The sequence below is a fragment of the Paenibacillus sp. fava2 genome, from assembly GCF_058313675.1.
Map to the genome: position 1 here is coordinate 964,837 of NZ_CM177755.1, position 16,889 is coordinate 981,725.

Below are 16,889 nucleotides of genomic sequence, written 5' to 3' on the forward strand. Positions count from 1 at the left end.
TGGAATTGTTGAATGCGGAAGAACGGGAGAAGCAGTGGTATGCCGAGAAACAGGCGAAGGCGCAGCAATTGGATGCCGGGGTATCCGGGCTGGCTTCCCTCATTATCAGTATAAGCAGAATACAATACATAGGCGGGGAAGAAGAGGAGTGCCGGGAATGTATAGATGTGCTGAAAAAGCTTGCCGGTAACGCGCAGCAGTCTTTGTTCGAGCCGCTGGTTGCCACGGTCCGGCAATTATTCAGCCCGTATACGGCGGAGGTTATGCAGTATATTGCAGAACACTGTACGGAATATCCGTACAGCAAAGGTTATGCACGCAGACCATTCCGGTCGGGAAATCCCGAGCTGCATCTATTCACGGTTCTCAGTAAAATGGGCTCACTGATTCTGATGGACCGGGAAGGGCTGCCGCTCAGCTCGTACATGCAGAATGTTGAGGTTCTGGGGGCAGATTATAGCCGGAAGCACCGGATTTCTCTTGTGCTCAGCGACATCATCGCTTATGAGCTGGACCGCCCGGACGGCGATATGCTGGAGCAGATCCGGACAATCGTCTACGGGGATAATCAGGGGGCTCTGCTGAGCTATGAGATTATAAAAGGCGTATTCATGAGCCACCGCCAGGAGGCTGTGGCCATGATGGGCGAGCTGCTGATTGCTGCCCGTCTTCAGGAAGGCCTGCGCCAGTCCCTGGTGGAACGGATGGATGAGGGGACGCTGGCGAACAATCTGTACATGCTGCAGATCATTATCGGGAATGATTTTATCCGCTACAGCTCTGTTGTACGGGCGCTTGGCGTGTGGACGGGCATGGGGCTTGAAGCACAGAACCAGCGGGTGGCCAAAGGGCTGATCGAAGATGCTTATCAGGCGCTGCAGGACGCGCGGCTGCGGGAGCAGTGGCTTACAGATGCTAACGCCAACCGGGTGTATATCAGCCTGTGGGCAACGGCGGTGCATGAGGAAGCTGAGCTGTACCAAAAGATTAAATTACTAATGGCCACAGGTCAGGTGTACCAGAAGATTATTGCCCAGTACCTGCTGGCGAACAGCCAGGAGACCGAGCTGCGGCTGCGGCTGGCGAGAGAACATCTGCATGAGCAGGATAACGAGCTGCAGTACTGGGTTCTGCTGAATTACTGCTACGGTTATAACCGCCTGTGGAGACCGGAAAAAGACGAGCCCAAAATCAGCCTGATCCGCAGTCCGCAGCTGGAGGACAAGGAGGAGCGCCGGAAGGATTTTGACCTCCTTAAGGCGATAGTCCTGAACCCGTCCCGCCGCGAAACAGCAGGGCCGTCCAGGGTGCTGGATTTCGTTCAGGTCAACTACACCACGGGATTGCCTGTCTATAAAATGTTATATCTTATTGCCTATGATATGGACAAGGAATGGATTGACGGGCTGATTGAGCTGAAGGATCAGTTAAGCAGCGATCTGCGCGGCGAACTGCTGTCCTGCTTCATGGATCATCCGTTAAGTGAAGTCCAGCGGGAGTTCCTGTTCGCAAGCCTGTCGGATAAAAGCATGAAGAACCGGGAGCTGGCGCTGAACGAAGCCAGCGAATTAACGCTCACTCCGCAGGAGCTGCTGCAGGCAGAAGGGCTGCTGAAGCTGAAGACCGGCTCGCTGCGCCAGAGCGTAACGCTGCTGCTGCTCAGCCAGCCGGATGCCTCCCTGCAGGAATCCGTTGCCCGGCTGCTGCAGGAGAAGAACAGCCTGCAGCGGCTGGCCGGGCTGGAGATGGCTACCGTGCTGTTCGAGGATGAGGGGCGGAATGCCATTGCACGGCAGGTGAAGCCGCTGATTGAGGCCATGGACAGCCCCTCGGCGAAGGAACGGGAGCTGCTGGCCAAGCTGGAGCGCCGGAATGAATATACGGCAGCAAACGGATTTGGCTTGTTTGACCCTGCCGGGACGGAGGAATGGCTGACTCAAGGGCCGCAGCCGGGTGATTTTAAGTGGGATGAGGTGTTTAACAGCAGCCTGGAGGACATTAAAGGGTTCCTGCAGGGGCTGGATCAGCTGATTCATGAGCATAGGGACACGGAATATGAGCATGAGGATTATTCGGACCGGAAAGAAACCCTGCTGCTTGGGACCGTGCTGAAGCCGCTGAAATGGAACAGCCTGTGGGATCAGGAGGATAAGGAGAGTACCTCTCAGCTGGAGCAGTATCCGCTGCATGAGGTCTGGTCTGCTTATTTACAGGGGCAGGGCTGGGATGCTGAACGCCTGCTTGAGCTCCACTTCTATCTGCAGCTTGAGGATCTGAATAAGACGCTGAATGATTATCACGGATTTTACAGCAGCGACATGGATTACAACGAGTTAAGGAAGCACAAGCTGCTGGAGGGCTGGAGAGGTGAATTTGCCGCCTCTGTTTATCCGCTGCAGCGCATCCGTGAAGTGGACCGGCTGCTGGATAAGCTGAAGTACGGCCAGCATGTGGATACACTGATCCGCGCTTTTTATGCCGACAGTGCCAAGAAAGAGGGCTTCAGGATAGTAAACCGGGCGCTGAATGCGCTGCTGGCAGCGATACCGGAGGACAGAATGGCAAGCGAAGCCCCGCTGCTGAATGTGCTTGCTGAGCCTTGGCTGCTGATGATCAGGGGCAGGGTGGCGGATCAGGAGGATTACAAGGAAATGTTCCGCACCCTGTATACGTTTGACAAAATAACGCCGCCTGCGCAGAACTGGTGGAACGGCAAGCTGTCACTAGATGATTATCTGCGGGCCTTTGAAGCGGATTGGATCGGCGAGAATGAGCTCTGCAAGGAGCTGCTTACCGGCCAGAGTAATCTGCAGCATATGCAGAATCTGACGTCTCCCCACCGGCATTTGGCCTGGATCGAGGACAGTGCCAAAATTACTGCGCTCCGCAGCCGGCTGATTGACCGGCTGATGGAGATTGAGCTGGCCCGCGGTGACCTGCCGACAGAGGTAACTCCGCTCGTAATGGGGCTGCAGCATATTGAAGGTATGGATTATTTTATCCGGATTCTGGATGGTCTCGATAAGGAAACCTTTGTCCGCGGTTATATTTACGGCTACGGGCGGAGTATTACCAAGAAGGAAACCTTCAGCCATTTGCTTAAAAACTGCCATCCGCGTGAAGGCGAAGATACTGCTGTGCTGGGCAAGATGCTGACAGGAAGCGGCATTTCGGAAAAAAGGCTGCTCGAAGCGGCGATGTATGCCCCGCAGTGGCTCGAGCTTGTGGCTGAATATCTCGGCTGGGAAGGACTGCGCAGCGCCGCCTGGTACTTCCATGCCCACATTAATGAGAGCTTCTCGGCGGAAAAAGAAACGGTGGTCGCCCACTACTCGCCTATAACGCCGCAGGATTTCAATGACGGGGCGTTTGACGGGAACTGGTTCCTGTCGGCTTATAATACACTGGGGGAAAAGCGATTTGCGCTGCTCTATGATTGCGCCAAATATATCTCCGCCGGCTCCAACCACCGCCGGTCCCAGCTGTTCGCCGATGCAGCGCTGGGCAAGCTGAGCCTCACGGATATGAAAACGTCGGTAATCGAGAAGCGTAACAAGGATCACCTGCTTAGCTACAGCCTGATTCCGCTCGGTAAGGACCGGGAGCAGGATGTCCGTGAACGGTATGAGCTGATTCAGCGCTTCCTGGCCGAGAGCAAAACCTTCGGCGCACAGCGCCGGGCCAGCGAAGGGCTGGCCGCCCGGATTGCCCTCGGCAATCTTGCCCGTACAGCCGGATATGCCGATGTTACCCGGCTGATGTGGGATATTGAAGCCCGTAAGCTGGATGAGCTGGGCGCCTATTTCGAGCCGCATATGCTGGATGAAGACACCTCCGTCCGGCTGGTCATCGACGATCAGGGGCAAAGCGAGCTGGAGGTCATCAGCAAAGGCAAACAGCTGAAGTCTGTGCCAACCCGCTTCAAGAAGCATGAGTATGTAGAAGCGCTTAAGGAAACGCGCAGCGAGCTGACCAGCCAGTACCGGCGGGCCCGGGTAGAGCTGGAGCGGTCGATGGAAGCCGGCAGCAGCTTCACGCTGCAGGAGATTCGCTCGCTCAGCCGTAATCCGGTGCTGGCGCCGCTGCTGCGGACCCTGGTCCTGCGCAGCGGAACGGCGCTCGGCTACTTCAAGGCGGATGCGGGTACGCTTGCCGCTCCTTCGGGCGAAGAAGCGGTGATTGCTGCAGAGGCGGAGCTGTACATTGCGCATCCGCTGGACCTGTACACAAGCGGGCAATGGAGCGAGTACCAGAAGGACCTGTTCGACCGGCAGATCAGACAGCCGTTCAAGCAGGTGTTCCGCGAGCTGTACCTGCCGAATGCGGATGAGCTGGCCAGTAGGGCAGTGTCTCAGCGTTATGCCGGCCATCAGGTGCAGCCGCGCAAGACCGTCGCGCTGCTCCGCGAACGCCAGTGGACGGTCAGCTACGAGGAAGGGCTGCAGAAGGTTTATTATGCCGCCAATCTGATCGTGCGCCTATATGCGATGGCGGACTGGTTCTCACCGGCGGATACGGAAGCGCCGGCGCTGGAAAGCGTGGAGTTCTTCGACCGCAAGACGTATAAGAATGTTCCGCTGGACCAGGTGCCGCCGCTGATCTTCTCCGAAGTGATGCGCGATGTCGATCTGGTGGTCAGCGTTGCCCACGTAGGCGGAGTAGATCCGGAGGCCAGCCTGACCACAGTAGAGATGCGCCGGGTAATTGTCAATGAATCGCTGCGCCTGCTGAAGATCGGCAACGTGCGTCTTGAGGGGAATTACGCGCGGATCGACGGCAAGCTGGGCGAATATGCCGTGCACCTGGGCAGCGGCCAGGTCTACAAGCAGGCTAGCGGGGCGCTGCATATTATTCCGGTGCATTCCCAGCACCGCGGCCGGCTGTTTCTGCCGTTCCTGGACGAGGACCCGCGGACCGCGGAGATTTTGTCCAAGGTAGTGCTGCTGGCGGAAGACACGAAGATCAAGGATCCGTCGATTCTGTCGCAGCTGCGGGCCTAGTGCGCGGTTTTCCACCGTGCGCGCCTCGTGGCGTGCGGTGCTCTGCACTGCACCAGGTGGGGTGGCCAAACCTTTTAAGAGGTTAGGATTAAGAGATAGAAGCAGGGATAGAGTTGGAGATATTGTTAGAGATATTGTTAGAGATATTGTTAGAGATAGAGTAAGAGTTAGGAATAGAGTTGGAGATATTGTGAGAGATAGAGATAGGGTAAGAGATTGGATTTGAAGCTGACTCCCGGATGGCCGGGAGTCATTTTTATTTTGGTCGGCGTGAGCGAAGGTGGGAATGGAGGCGATAAGGCAGGAGGCAGTGGATGGAACGAGCGAAGTAAAGGACAAAAATGCCTCTGATTCCGCCTGAAGTGGGCGGAAGGGTCAAATCAAGGGCAAAAGTGCCTTTGATTCCGCCGAAAGTGGGCGAAATGGTCAAATCAAGGGCAAAAGTGCCTTTGATTCCGCCTGAAGTGGGCGAAATGGTCAAATCAAGGGCAAAAGTGCCTCTGATTCCGCCTGAAGTGGGCGAAATGGGCAAATCAAAGGCAAAAGTGCCTTTGATTCCGCCTATGGAGGGCGGAATGGTCAAATCAAAGGCAAAAATGCCTTTGATTCCGCTGACGGCGGGCGGAATGGGCAAATCAAGAGCAAAAATGCCTTTGATTCCGCCGAAAGTGGGCGAAATGGGCAAATCAAAGGCAAAAGTGCCTTTGATTCCGCCAATGGAGGGCGGAAGGGTCAAATCAAGAGCAAAAATGCCTTTGATTCCGCCGAAAGTGGGCGGATGGGTCAAATCAAGAGCAAAAGTGCCTTTGATTCCGCCAATGGAGGGCGGAAGGGTCAAATCAAGAGCAAAAATGCCTCTGATTCCGCCGAAAGTGGGCGGAAGGGTCAAATCAAGGGCAAAAGTGCCTCTGATTCCGCCGAAAGTGGGCGAAATGGGCAAATCAAGGGCAAAAGTGCCTTTGATTCCGCCGAAAGTTGGCGGAATGGGCAAATCAAGGGCAAAAGTACCTTTGATTCCGCCGAAAGTGGGCGAAATGGGCAAATCAAAGGCAAAAATGCCTTTGATTCCGCTGACGGCGGGCGAAATGGGCAAATCAAAGGCAAAAATGCCTTTGATTCCGCCTGAAGTGGGCGGAATGGTCAAATCAAAGGCAAAAGTGCCTTTGATTCCGCCGAAAGTGGGCGAAATGGTCAAATCAAGGGTAAAAGTGCCTCTGATTCCGCCGAAAGTGGGCGGAAGGGGCAAATCAAGGGCAAAAATGCCTCTGATTCCGCCTGAAGTGGGCGGAATGGGCAAATCAAAGGCAAAAGTGCCTTTGATTCCGCCGCAAGCTGGCGTCCCGGCCAGCTGCCGGACCCGGCATCAGTCTCTGCCACCCCTCAATCCCAGATCACATGCCCCTGGCCGAGGGTGACCGGGACGAAGCCGGCCAGCTGGCGGGCCTGGTAGCGGACCGGGCGGCCGCTGCCCATCAGAAGGATGTTGCGGACATCTGCAGCGCCTTCGGCCGGCAGGGTGAAGGCTTCAACATAAGGGTAGTGTTCGCTGAGCGTAGTGTGAATGGCGCCCATCAGCCGGTCATTTTCGCTTTTGCCCATCAGGTTCATGAGGAGGGAACCGCCGGAATGGAGCTTGGAGCGGGTAAGAGCGAAAAAACCGCTAGAGATCAGATGCTGCGGCGTGCCGGCAGCGGTGAAGGCGTCCAGCAGAATGTAATCATACTGGCCGTCCCGCTCCGCTTCAAGCAGACTCCGGCCGTCGCCGATCAGGACGTTGTCCTGGGTGTAGCCGAAATGGGATCTGCTGTAGCGGACAACCTCCTCATTCACCTCGGCTACCTTGAAGCGCTTCTCCGCAAAATACCCGGCAATCGTGCCGATCCCGTGCCCGATTAAGAAAACATCCTGAAACAACGGCCTGTTGTATTCCATCAAGTGAATCATCGCCCGCGGGTATTCGAACACAACCCGCTTCGGCTGCTCCAGGTCAAGCGCGCCCTGGATGGCATCGCCGGAGAACTGGAGGACGCGGAAGCGCCCTTTTTCACCATATAGCTCAGTGGTTTCATACACCTGAATTTCATTGTTGTCATGCTGTGGGTGCAAATTAAGGACTCCTTACACGTGGGAAATTCGTTTGTATTCATTCGGCGTGACGCCGACGGTTTTTTTGAACAGCTTGTTGAAATAGGCGGGATCGGGATAGCCAACCTCTGTGCCGATCTCGTGCACCTTCAGATCCGGAGCATTCTTCAGCAGCTGCTTGGCAGTCCGGATACGGATTTCGATCACATAGTCGGTCAGCGTCAGACCCGTCTCCTGCTTGAACAGCTTGCTTAAATAGCTTGGTGTCAAAAATACCATTCCGGCAAGCATGTTCAGATCAGCGTGCTGCTTATAGTTGGCGGCGATCCAGCGTTTTACGGTTTCAACGGCCGTCCCGGACAGCTCCAGCCGGCGGGTGCGGATATCCTCCAGCACAGCACTTAATGTGGAGGTGAACAGTTCCTCGATCTCGCCAAGACTCATGCACGCTCTGACACTCTCCTCCAGCCTCGGGGGGCTCTGCTGCCGGTGAGTCTCTTCAAATTCCTTCAGCTCATTGCGTACCGTTTCCTCCACCTGCTGCAGGCAGCGGAGGATAAGCTCCGGATAGGCCTGCTGAGCCTCGAAGGCGCAGAACAGCCGGTGAATCCATTCCCGGACCCCGGAAATATTCAGAATCTGCAGCTCATGAATGAGCGGCCCCCGGACCGGAAGAAAGGGATCTGCGGAGGCTATGTGACCGGCAGGCTTCAGCTCCTCAATAGTAGCATAATGCAGCGGCTGCGGGTTATAGATTCCTGCATCACAGGCGAGCTTGGCTTCGAGATAGGCAGTCCGCAGCCGGGCCGGATCGTCATAAGAGCGGCTGACTCCAAGGTGCAGCCGCTGCTGCGGGCAGGCCGCTCCGATTTCGCCGGCCGGCTCCCGGCGCTCCGCAGGCGTGAGCGGCTCCGGGGAATAGCGGACCCAGGCCAGAAGCCCTTTATGAACCTCGAGCAGATCAGAGATAATCCTCTGATCTGCCCGAAGGCGGTCGGCATAGGCGATAGCTCCTTCCAGCCGGCCGCCTTTCACTACAGTGACTGTGAAATAGGGAAGGGGCAGAAGAATGCCGCCTATCAGCGCAGCCGCAGGCTCTTCGATTTGCAGCAGGGAGAGGAGCAGGCCGGCGCGCTGAAGGTTTTCTTTGTCCTGCTGCTGCTTCCGTTCCTGCTCAAGCGAATAGAGCACCTCAAAGAGCTGCTCCTTGTTAATCGGCTTCAGCAGGTAATCGACAGCCGAGCTGCGGATCGCCTCCCGGGCATAATTAAATTCCGTGAACCCGCTCATCAGCAGCGTACGGATCTGCGGGTGGCTGGCTTTCAGCCGTTTGATCAGCTCCAGGCCATCAATCTGCGGCATGCGGATGTCGGTAATGACGGCATCTACCTGCAGGGAGGGCAGCTCATCCAGCAGCTGCTTGCCGTCCGCATAGGTACCAATTACACAGAAGGTACTGCTCTCTTTACTGATCATCCGGGCCAGGCCTTCACGGATCAAAACCTCGTCATCTACGATTACTATACGCAGCATTGCGGCTTCCCCCTTTCCTGGCTATACTGCCCTATCATTCCGTATCGCGTGTATCCGCAAGAGCGTCAATCCGGATGATAACACGGGTGCCGCGGCACGGCTCGCTGAAGACCTGCAGCCCGCAAGCGCTGCCGTAATGGAGGCGCAGCCGCTCATTGACATTGCGCAGCCCGATGCCAAACTTTTCGCTGTCGGTGCTGTTCAGCAGGTTGCTGTTCAAGAGCCGCAGCGTGTCTCCGTCCATGCCTACACCATCATCCTCAACGCAAAATACCGTTTTACCATCCTCGCTCCAGGCTGTAATTAGGATGGTACCCGGACCTTCTTTTGCCTCCAGCCCGTGGAATACCGCATTTTCGACTACCGGCTGAAACACCAGCTTAAGCAGAGGAAGCGGCAGAAACGCCTCCGGAACATCCAGCTGCAGTCTGAACTTATCCGGAAAACGGATATGCAGCAGGTTGAGATAGTTGCGTACATGATCCAGCTCATGGCGGACCGTTACCATTTCCTCGCTGCGGACGATGCCGTAGCGCATCTGCAGTCCGAGCAAGTAGGTCAGCTCCGCTACACGCGGGTCTTCGCTGCTCTCTGCCAGCATGCGGATGGACTCCAGCGTATTGTAAATAAAATGCGGGTTAATCTGGTTCTGCAAGGCACGCATATCGGCCTTCTGCTTGCGTTTCTCCGTCAGCGACACTTCCTGGATCAGATCCTTGACCCGGATAATCATCCGGTTGAAGTGGCTGCCGATCATTCCGATCTCATCATTATATTTGGGTGACAGCCATACATCCAGATTGCCATGCTGCACCTGCTTCATCAGGCGGACCAGCGATTTCAGCGGCTTGGTCAGTGCATGGGAAATAAAGGTGGCTACCACCAGAGCAATGGCGACAATCGCCAGTGTAGTCAAAATCAGCGTGTTGCGGGTTTTCTGCACCGGAGTCAGGATACGTTCAAGCGGGATTGTGACCATCGTCGTCCAGCCGGTTTTTTGCGATACGGTGTATACGGCCAGATAATCCTGCTCCTCCAGCCGGATCTGAAAATGTCCTTCCGGGCCGCCTGTCTTCTCCAGCAGCAGAGCGATATCCTGCTGCTCCCGGTCCGGACTGTCTGCATGGGCAGAACCGGCTGAATCAGCAGATATACCGCCATAGACCAGCCCGCCATGCTCATCAACAATGATCGTGTTGCCCTGGGTGACCGCGTTTACCGGATCGGCGATGCCCTTGAACAGCTTGATGTCGATATCGAAGACAATCATTCCGATCGGCTTCAGCATGCTGACTGAGGAGACTGTGCGCATCACGCTGAACACCTCCCGGTGCTCGCCGGAGTTTACCCGGATGGTATGCCGGCCCTGCACAACGGGGCCTACTCCGGCTTCTTCCGTCAGGCTCCGCCACTGCGCCATCCGTTCTGCCGGGAACAGCTCATTTATACCGGGAGCCCGGTCATAGAACACATAACCGTATTTATCCACGAGGTATACGGCAGTCATTTCTTCTTTGGTATGGATCAAATAGCTCAGGAACATCGACATGCTGGTATTCTTTTCCCAGTCGGCGTTCTGCTGCTCCAGATAAAATTGCACATCGGTATTGTATAGCGGCAGTGCGGTGTATCTTTTCAGGTCGGCGATATATCTGTCGATGGTATCCGAAGCATTGCCCGCCATCTGCCCGGCACTCTTCGTGGAGCTCTGCAGCACCGAATTGAAGGTAGAGCGCGAGGACAGGTAGCTGACATAGGTGATTGGCAGGGAGAGCACAAAGACGAATACGACAATCAGCTTGCGCTCCATCGGCAGGTTGGCCAGGAACAGCCAGAGTCTGCGGGGAATGCTCAGGATATAGGAAACCACTGAAGTTGTTCCTTTCCGTACACCCCTATTTTACCGCGCCGCTGGTGACTCCTTCAAAAATATAACGCTGCAGGAAGAAGTACAGAATGACCGTCGGCAGCAAAATCAGCAGAATCGCCGCACAGATCAGATTCCATTCGCCCGAGTTGACCCCCTGGAACCGCATCAGGATCGTGGTCACTACGCCAAGGCTCTGTTTGGGCATATAAAGGTAAGGGATGTACATGTCATTGTAGATGCTGATCGTCTTCAGAATCACCAGCGTAGCGGTTGCCGGAGTGAGGAGCGGGAAGATGATCGAACGGTAGATTTTGAACAGGGAAGCCCCTTCCACCATGGCACTCTCGTCGAGATCAAACGGTATGTTGCGGATAAACTGCAGATACAGAATGATCTGGATAACATCGGCACCGATGTAGAGCACAATGGGAGCGCCTAGCGTGTTGTAGAGTCCCAGGCTTTTGATGATGCCGAAGGTGGCGACCTGGGTGGTGATGCTCGGAATGATGGTGGCGACCAGGTAAGCTCCGAATACAAGCGGTTTCAGTTTGAAATTGAAGCGGCCCAGCACGTATGCCACCATTGTGCCAAACAGAATGTTCAGGGTCAATGTAATTATGATGATGACCAGCACGTTGCCGAAGCCGCTGAGCAGACCCCCGCGCTGGAACACGGCGATAAAGTTGTCGAAGTTCAGGAAGCTTTTTGGGAGAGCCATCGAGCTGCTGGTGTTGAATTCATCGGTAGATTTGAAGGCATTGACGATCACCACGTAAGGCGGGAAAAGGACGACAAACACCCCGATCAGGAGCGTAACGTATTTGAGAAAATCAACCGTGCGGAATTTGCTGTGGGTCATGTTATTTGTCTCCTCCCCGGCTAAGCACCAGCTGCTGCACGAGCAGCACAATGACCACAAAGAAGAGCAGGATGATGCTCATGGCCGAGGCCAGCCCGTAATTGTTAAAAGCAAATGCCGTATCAACTACCTTCTGCACATAAGTCTCACTGGCGCCGGCCGGGCCGCCTTTGGTCAGGACGAACGGCAGATCGAATACTTCGAGTGCGCCGGTAACGGTCAGGAACAGGTTGAGCTGGATGACCGGCTTCATGTTAGGCAGGGTAATTCTCCATAGTGTCTGAAAAGAGCCCGCACCGTCTATTTTGGCCGCTTCATAAATGTCCTTAGGAATAGCCTGCAAAGAAGCGATGTAGATAACCATGTTATAGCCCATAAACCGCCAGAAGCCGGTGGAAGCCAGCGAGTAGTTAACCAGCCCTTCGGTACCGAGCCAGCTGGTCTGGCCGAGTCCGGTCAGTCCGATGCTGTTCAGGAACAGGTTCAAGGAGCCGTTGGTCGTATCAAAAACATAGCCGAACATAAAAGCCACCGCGACACCGTTCATAATATAAGGCAGGAACAGCATAATGCGGAAGGCGTTTTTGCCGCGCAGCTTGCTGCTTAGTACCACAGCGAAGTAGATGGCGACGATATTCTGGACAATCCCCATTACAAAGTAAGCAAAGTTATGGGTGAACACCTTGAAAATATCCGGGTTGCCGAACACCTCGCGGTAATTGTCCAGGCCGACCCACGGTTTCTCCGGGCTGTAGCCGTCCCAGTTGGTGAAGCTGTAATAGACCAGCTTAAGGGCAGGGTAGTAGGTGAACGTTGCCAGAAGCAGCAGCGGAATGGTCAGAAAGGAAATGATGATAATCATCTTTTGTTTGTTATAGGATAATGTGCCGAACATGTCTTCAACCTTCTTTCCGTAAAAGCGTTTCATGGTATGACGACAAAATGGATTACCCAGAGAAGGCATAATCCATTTTGCGCCGAAGTTTATGCGTAGCTAAGCTGCAGCGTGTCTACAGGATCAATAGCCGAGGTCTTTTTTGGCTTTGGCCCATGCTTTATTCCATTTGTCGAAGACGGTTTGCGGATCTTTGGCCAGAACGAATTCCTGAGCCATAGCCGGCAGGTCGAGCTGTGCCTTGTTGGTGATTTCAGTAACCTTGGCGTCATCCACAGTGCCTTCCTGCAGGACTACGCCGGTAGCCTGGAATTCCTTGAGCTGCGTCAGATTGGATTCTTTGCCCTTAAGCGGAGAGATGAAGCCGGCAAAATCCTCATACCCGGAGTCTTCGATCATCCATTTGACGAAGGCCTTGGCAGCGTCTACATTTTTGCTGTTCTTGGCTACTGCATAGAAGAAGTCAGGGCTCAGCGGAGCAGTGATTGTGCCCGAGTTGTCATAAGGAAGTGGGAAGAAGCCTACATTGTCGGAAGTTGTGCCTGCGCCGATAACCTGGTTGATGACCCAGTTGCCCAGGTAATACATGGCGAATTTGCCGGATGCGATGTCCTTCTTCGACTGTTCCCAGTTGGTGGAGTTGATGTCTTTTTCCAGATAGCCCTTCTCATTCAGCTCTCTAAGCAGGCTCAGCGATTTGCCGTAGCCGTTGTCCATGGTAAAAGGAGTATCGGAGGTCAGCTTTTCGTTCGGGAAATTAGGGTCGCCGTCGATAATCCGGGGAACGGAGTATACCCAGTCGTTCAGCGGCCATTTGTCTTTAAAGTTGGAAGCGAGCGGCACAACGCCGGCTGCTTTCAGCTTTTCGCAGGCAGCGAGGAATTCGTCCCAGGTCTTAGGGATTTCAGTGATGCCGGCATCGGCGAACGCTTTTTTATTGTAGACAATCCCTGTAGTGGAGTTACCGGTGGTGATCCCGTACAGCTGGCCTTCATAGGATTTGAAGTCTTTGAATGTAATCTGGTCGGTCAGGCCGAGATCATCAAGCGGTGCGAAATATTTCGGCAGGTCCGAGTTAGGGATGGTCGGGATGAACATGACGTCAGGAAGCTCGCCGCTGGCCATTCTGACCTTTGCCTGCTGGTTGTAGTCGGTCTGTGAGGCTTCAAATTCAACCTTGATATTCGGATACTTCTCATTAAAGCGCTTAACATATTCGTCATACTCTTTGCCGATCATGTCGGTTCTGTTGGTCAGGAAGGTGATTTTGCCGCTGATGTCTGCTCCGCCTGGAGCTGCCGGTTCAGTGGTTGCCGCTGCATTTCCGCCGGTGTCGGCAGGAGCAGCAGTCGCTGCGGGTTCGTCTGTGGCTGTAGCGGCATTGTTGTTATTGTTGTTTGAACCGCAGCCTGTCAGGGATAGAGAAAGAATCATAATGATAACAAAAGATAACGAAAATAACTTGTTTCTCATTGCATTGTCCCCTTTTCGTTTTATTGTTAGCGTTTACATGGATATTATAGCGTGATTTTCTGGCCTAGGAAATGTATTGAATTATTATTTATTGTCTTTATTTGTTTTCTTTCTGGGATTATAATTAGAATGTTGCTAACAATATAATAACAAAATACAATGGTTATCGTACGAGGTTCTGAAAACGCCATTATTTATTGATTAACGAGATTAGAGTGTATGCTTTCGAAGCAAGTTTTGTACGAAGCGAAATCAATGGAGTGTAGGCTCACAAAACTTAAGCGTATGCTTCCGAAGCGAGTTTTGTACGAGGCGAGTATAGTGGGCATATGCTAACAAAACTTTTAGGAGGACTCATGACGCACAAACAGCTTGCTTTAACAGATTGGGAATTCAGGGCCTGCGGTGAGGAAAAATGGTTCCCGGCAGTTGTGCCGGGTACGGTGCAGACGGACCTGCTGCGCAACGGGCTGATTCCGCAGCCCTTTTATGGAAAGAACGAGCACGAGCTGCAGTGGATTGACAAAAAGGACTGGGAGTACAGAACGATATTGCAGCTGGATGAGGATTGGCAGAGCCTGACGGTTACCGAGCTGAATTTTGCCGGATTGGATACGTATGCCGATGTCTATGTGAACAATGTGCATGCGCTTTCTGCGGATAATATGTTCCTGGCGTGGACGGTGGATGTAAAGGAGCTGCTGCGGACAGGCGAAAACGAGATCGTGGTGAAATTCCGCTCCGTTGTAAAAGAGGACCTGCCGAAGCTGGAACACCTCGGGTATGACCTGCCGGCGCCGAATGACCAGTCTGAGCTGGGCGGGCTGCAGGAGCAGCGGATCAGCGTATTTGCCCGCAAAGCGCCTTATCATTACGGTTGGGACTGGGGCCCGCGCTTTCTGACCAGCGGTATCTGGCGTGAAGCGGTGCTTTCTGGACGGGATGCTGCTGTGATTGCTGATGTGTACATCCGGCAGGATGAGGTTAAACAGGCATCGGCACGCGCGACAGCCATAGTGGAAGTGGATACGCCGGAAACATGGGCGGGAATGCTGCGGATTACTGCTGAAGGGCAGGAGTGGACGCGGGAAGTTGCATTGGAACCGGGTAAGGGCACAGTGGAGCTTGAACTGGTAATTAATCAGCCGCGCCTGTGGTGGTGTAACGGGCTGGGTGCGCCGGAGCTGACAGCGTTCCGGGTAGAGCTGCTGGATAACGGGGCGGCCGTGGCTGGCACTGAGGTGAAGACCGGTCTGCGCGAGATCAAGCTGATCCGTAAACCGGATGCGAAGGGCGCCTCATTTAAGTTCGAGCTGAACGGTGTGCCGGTATTCGCCAAGGGGGCAAACCATATCCCGAATGACAGCTTTATTACGGAAGTAACGGAAGAACGCTACCGGCATGAGATTGCATCAGCGGCAGCGTCGAATATGAACATGCTGCGGGTGTGGGGCGGCGGCTTTTATGAGGAGGAGGATTTCTACCGGCTGTGCGACGAATACGGCCTGCTGGTATGGCAGGACTTTATGTTTGCCTGCAGCATGTACCCGGGAGACGAGGCGTTCCTGGCGAATGTGCAAAAAGAAGCAGCTTACAATGTGAAGCGGCTGCGCAATCATCCATGTATTGCACTCTGGTGCGGGAATAACGAGATTGACTCTGCCTGGGCTCAATTCGAGGAAAATAAAGGCTGGGGCTGGAAGGAGAAGCTGAGTGCGGAAATCCGTGAGACGCTGTGGACCGCTTATGAAGAGATTTTCCACCGGATTCTGCCGGAGGCGGTAGCAGCTCATCATCCGGGTATGGAATACTGGCCGTCCTCTCCGCTCCGTGAGCTTACGAATGATATCGACCAGCACGCTGTACGGATTGCAGGCGACGGGGATATTCATTACTGGGGCGTGTGGCACGGTATTGAGCCGTTCGAGAACTACAATGTAAAGGTTGGCCGATTCATGAGCGAATACGGCTTCCAATCCTTCCCTGAGCTGAAATCGGTGCTGACCTACGCGGAAGAGAAGGACATGGAGCTGGAGTCGGAAGTAATGCTGGCCCACCAGAAGAACGGCCGGGGCAATCAGATCATCAAGGAATATATGGACATCTATCTGCCGGAGCCGAAGGATTTCCGCTCGTTTCTGTACATGAGCCAGATTCTTCAGGCAGAGGCCATGCGGATGGCTATTGAGAGCCACCGCCGGAACAAGCCTTACTGCATGGGCACCCTGTACTGGCAGATGAATGACTGCTGGCCGGTGGCTTCCTGGGCAGGTATGGACTACTATGGCCGCTGGAAGGCGCTGCAGTATACTGCGCGCCGGAGCTTCAAGGATGTTCTGCTCTCTGTGGAGGCGATGGACGGTGAGAAGCTGCAGGTTCATGCAGTGTCTGACCTGCGGGAAGCGCTGGCCGCAGAGCTGGTGGTCCGGCTGCATGACTTCAGCGGAGCGGTGCTGAAGGAGTGGAAGCAGCCTGTGCAGCTGGAGGCTGATTCGTCAGCGGTTGTGTTCGCTGTGCCGGTGGCGGAGCTGCTGGCGGGCCATGCTGCGGAGCAAGTGGTGCTGGTAGCTGCTCTGGAGGCGGCGGACGGTTCGCTGCTTGAGCGCAAGGAGCACTACTTCGCGGCGGCGAAGGAGCTGAAGCTGGAGCGGCCGGCTCTGACAGTGGCAGAGGTGCCGGGCAGCGGCGGCGTGAGCTTCACTGTCAGCAGCGACTTGCTGGCCAGAGGGGTGTACCTGACGGCGGAGCAGGAGGGCATCTTCTCCGACAATTTCTTCGACCTGCTCCCGGGGGAGGAGAAGACGGTGCAGTTCCTGCAGAGCGGCGGCGTGACGGCAGGCATGGAGGCGGGAGCGCCGGACTTCATACCGGCTGTTCCGCAAGGACTGGAAGTCCGCTCAATGGCGGACTATGTGAAGTAAGGCGGGCGGCATAGCCATGATGATGCGCAAGCTGGAAGCCTTCTTGTGCAGAGCAGAGAGTTAGAGGGAAAAATCCCTCTAATTGAGGCCGAAGGGGGCTGCCAGAGGCGGAATAGAGGGAAAAATCCCTCTGATTGAGGCTGAAGGGGCTGCTAGAGGCGGAATAGAGGGAAAAATCCCTCTAAATGAGGCCGAAGGGGGCTGCCGGAGGCGGAATAGAGGGAAAAATCCCTCTAATTGGGGCCGAAGGGGG

General features: G+C 54.8%; 9 protein-coding genes. 2 read left to right on the forward strand and 7 right to left on the reverse strand.

The annotated features are described in order from the left end of the window. Positions 1-8: 8 nt before the first annotated feature. Positions 9-5,000, forward strand: a complete 4,992-nt coding sequence (locus AC4G46_RS04275; RefSeq protein ID WP_491128784.1) for a DUF4132 domain-containing protein — start codon at positions 9-11, stop codon at positions 4,998-5,000. A 256-nt stretch (positions 5,001-5,256) separates the two neighbouring features. Here AC4G46_RS04275 and AC4G46_RS04280 read toward each other — a convergent pair whose 3' ends face one another. The 7 genes from AC4G46_RS04280 to AC4G46_RS04310 all read right to left on the reverse strand — a co-directional run bounded on the left by AC4G46_RS04280 (position 5,257) and on the right by AC4G46_RS04310 (position 13,715). Beyond that, positions 5,257-6,297: a hypothetical protein gene (locus AC4G46_RS04280; RefSeq protein WP_491126831.1), complete on the reverse strand. Its 1,041-nt coding sequence runs from the start codon at positions 6,295-6,297 to the stop codon at positions 5,257-5,259. A gap of 83 nt (positions 6,298-6,380) precedes the next feature. Continuing rightward, positions 6,381-7,106, reverse strand: coding sequence for a spermidine synthase (locus AC4G46_RS04285; RefSeq protein WP_491126832.1), 726 nt, complete (start codon positions 7,104-7,106; stop codon positions 6,381-6,383). A 12-nt stretch (positions 7,107-7,118) separates the two neighbouring features. After that, on the reverse strand, positions 7,119-8,618 hold the full coding sequence (locus tag AC4G46_RS04290) for a response regulator (protein WP_491126833.1): 1,500 nt from the start codon (positions 8,616-8,618) through the stop codon (positions 7,119-7,121). A gap of 34 nt (positions 8,619-8,652) precedes the next feature. Continuing rightward, positions 8,653-10,488, reverse strand: coding sequence for a cache domain-containing sensor histidine kinase (locus tag AC4G46_RS04295; protein WP_491126834.1), 1,836 nt, complete (start codon positions 10,486-10,488; stop codon positions 8,653-8,655). 25 nt (positions 10,489-10,513) lie between these two features. Beyond that, positions 10,514-11,347: a carbohydrate ABC transporter permease gene (locus AC4G46_RS04300; protein ID WP_491126835.1), complete on the reverse strand. Its 834-nt coding sequence runs from the start codon at positions 11,345-11,347 to the stop codon at positions 10,514-10,516. A gap of 1 nt (position 11,348) precedes the next feature. Continuing rightward, positions 11,349-12,242: a carbohydrate ABC transporter permease gene (locus tag AC4G46_RS04305; RefSeq protein ID WP_068721884.1), complete on the reverse strand. Its 894-nt coding sequence runs from the start codon at positions 12,240-12,242 to the stop codon at positions 11,349-11,351. A 123-nt stretch (positions 12,243-12,365) separates the two neighbouring features. Further along, positions 12,366-13,715, reverse strand: coding sequence for an ABC transporter substrate-binding protein (locus AC4G46_RS04310; protein ID WP_491126836.1), 1,350 nt, complete (start codon positions 13,713-13,715; stop codon positions 12,366-12,368). A gap of 356 nt (positions 13,716-14,071) precedes the next feature. On the opposite strand from AC4G46_RS04310, the gene AC4G46_RS04315 reads away from it, so the two are divergent. Further along, complete coding sequence (locus tag AC4G46_RS04315; RefSeq protein WP_491126837.1) at positions 14,072-16,636, forward strand: beta-mannosidase; 2,565 nt, start codon at positions 14,072-14,074, stop codon at positions 16,634-16,636. Positions 16,637-16,889: the final 253 nt, after the last annotated feature.

Bases quoted from the DNA above. Each gene is read 5' to 3' on its own strand.
- AC4G46_RS04290 (WP_491126833.1), bottom strand. From the start codon at position 8,618: ATGCTGCGTATAGTAATCGTAGATGACGAGGTTTTGATCCGTGAAGGC.
- AC4G46_RS04300 (WP_491126835.1), bottom strand. From the start codon at position 11,347: ATGACCCACAGCAAATTCCGCACGGTTGATTTTCTCAAATACGTTACG.
- AC4G46_RS04305 (WP_068721884.1), bottom strand. From the start codon at position 12,242: ATGTTCGGCACATTATCCTATAACAAACAAAAGATGATTATCATCATT.
- AC4G46_RS04310 (WP_491126836.1), bottom strand. From the start codon at position 13,715: ATGAGAAACAAGTTATTTTCGTTATCTTTTGTTATCATTATGATTCTT.
- AC4G46_RS04315 (WP_491126837.1), top strand. From the start codon at position 14,072: ATGACGCACAAACAGCTTGCTTTAACAGATTGGGAATTCAGGGCCTGC.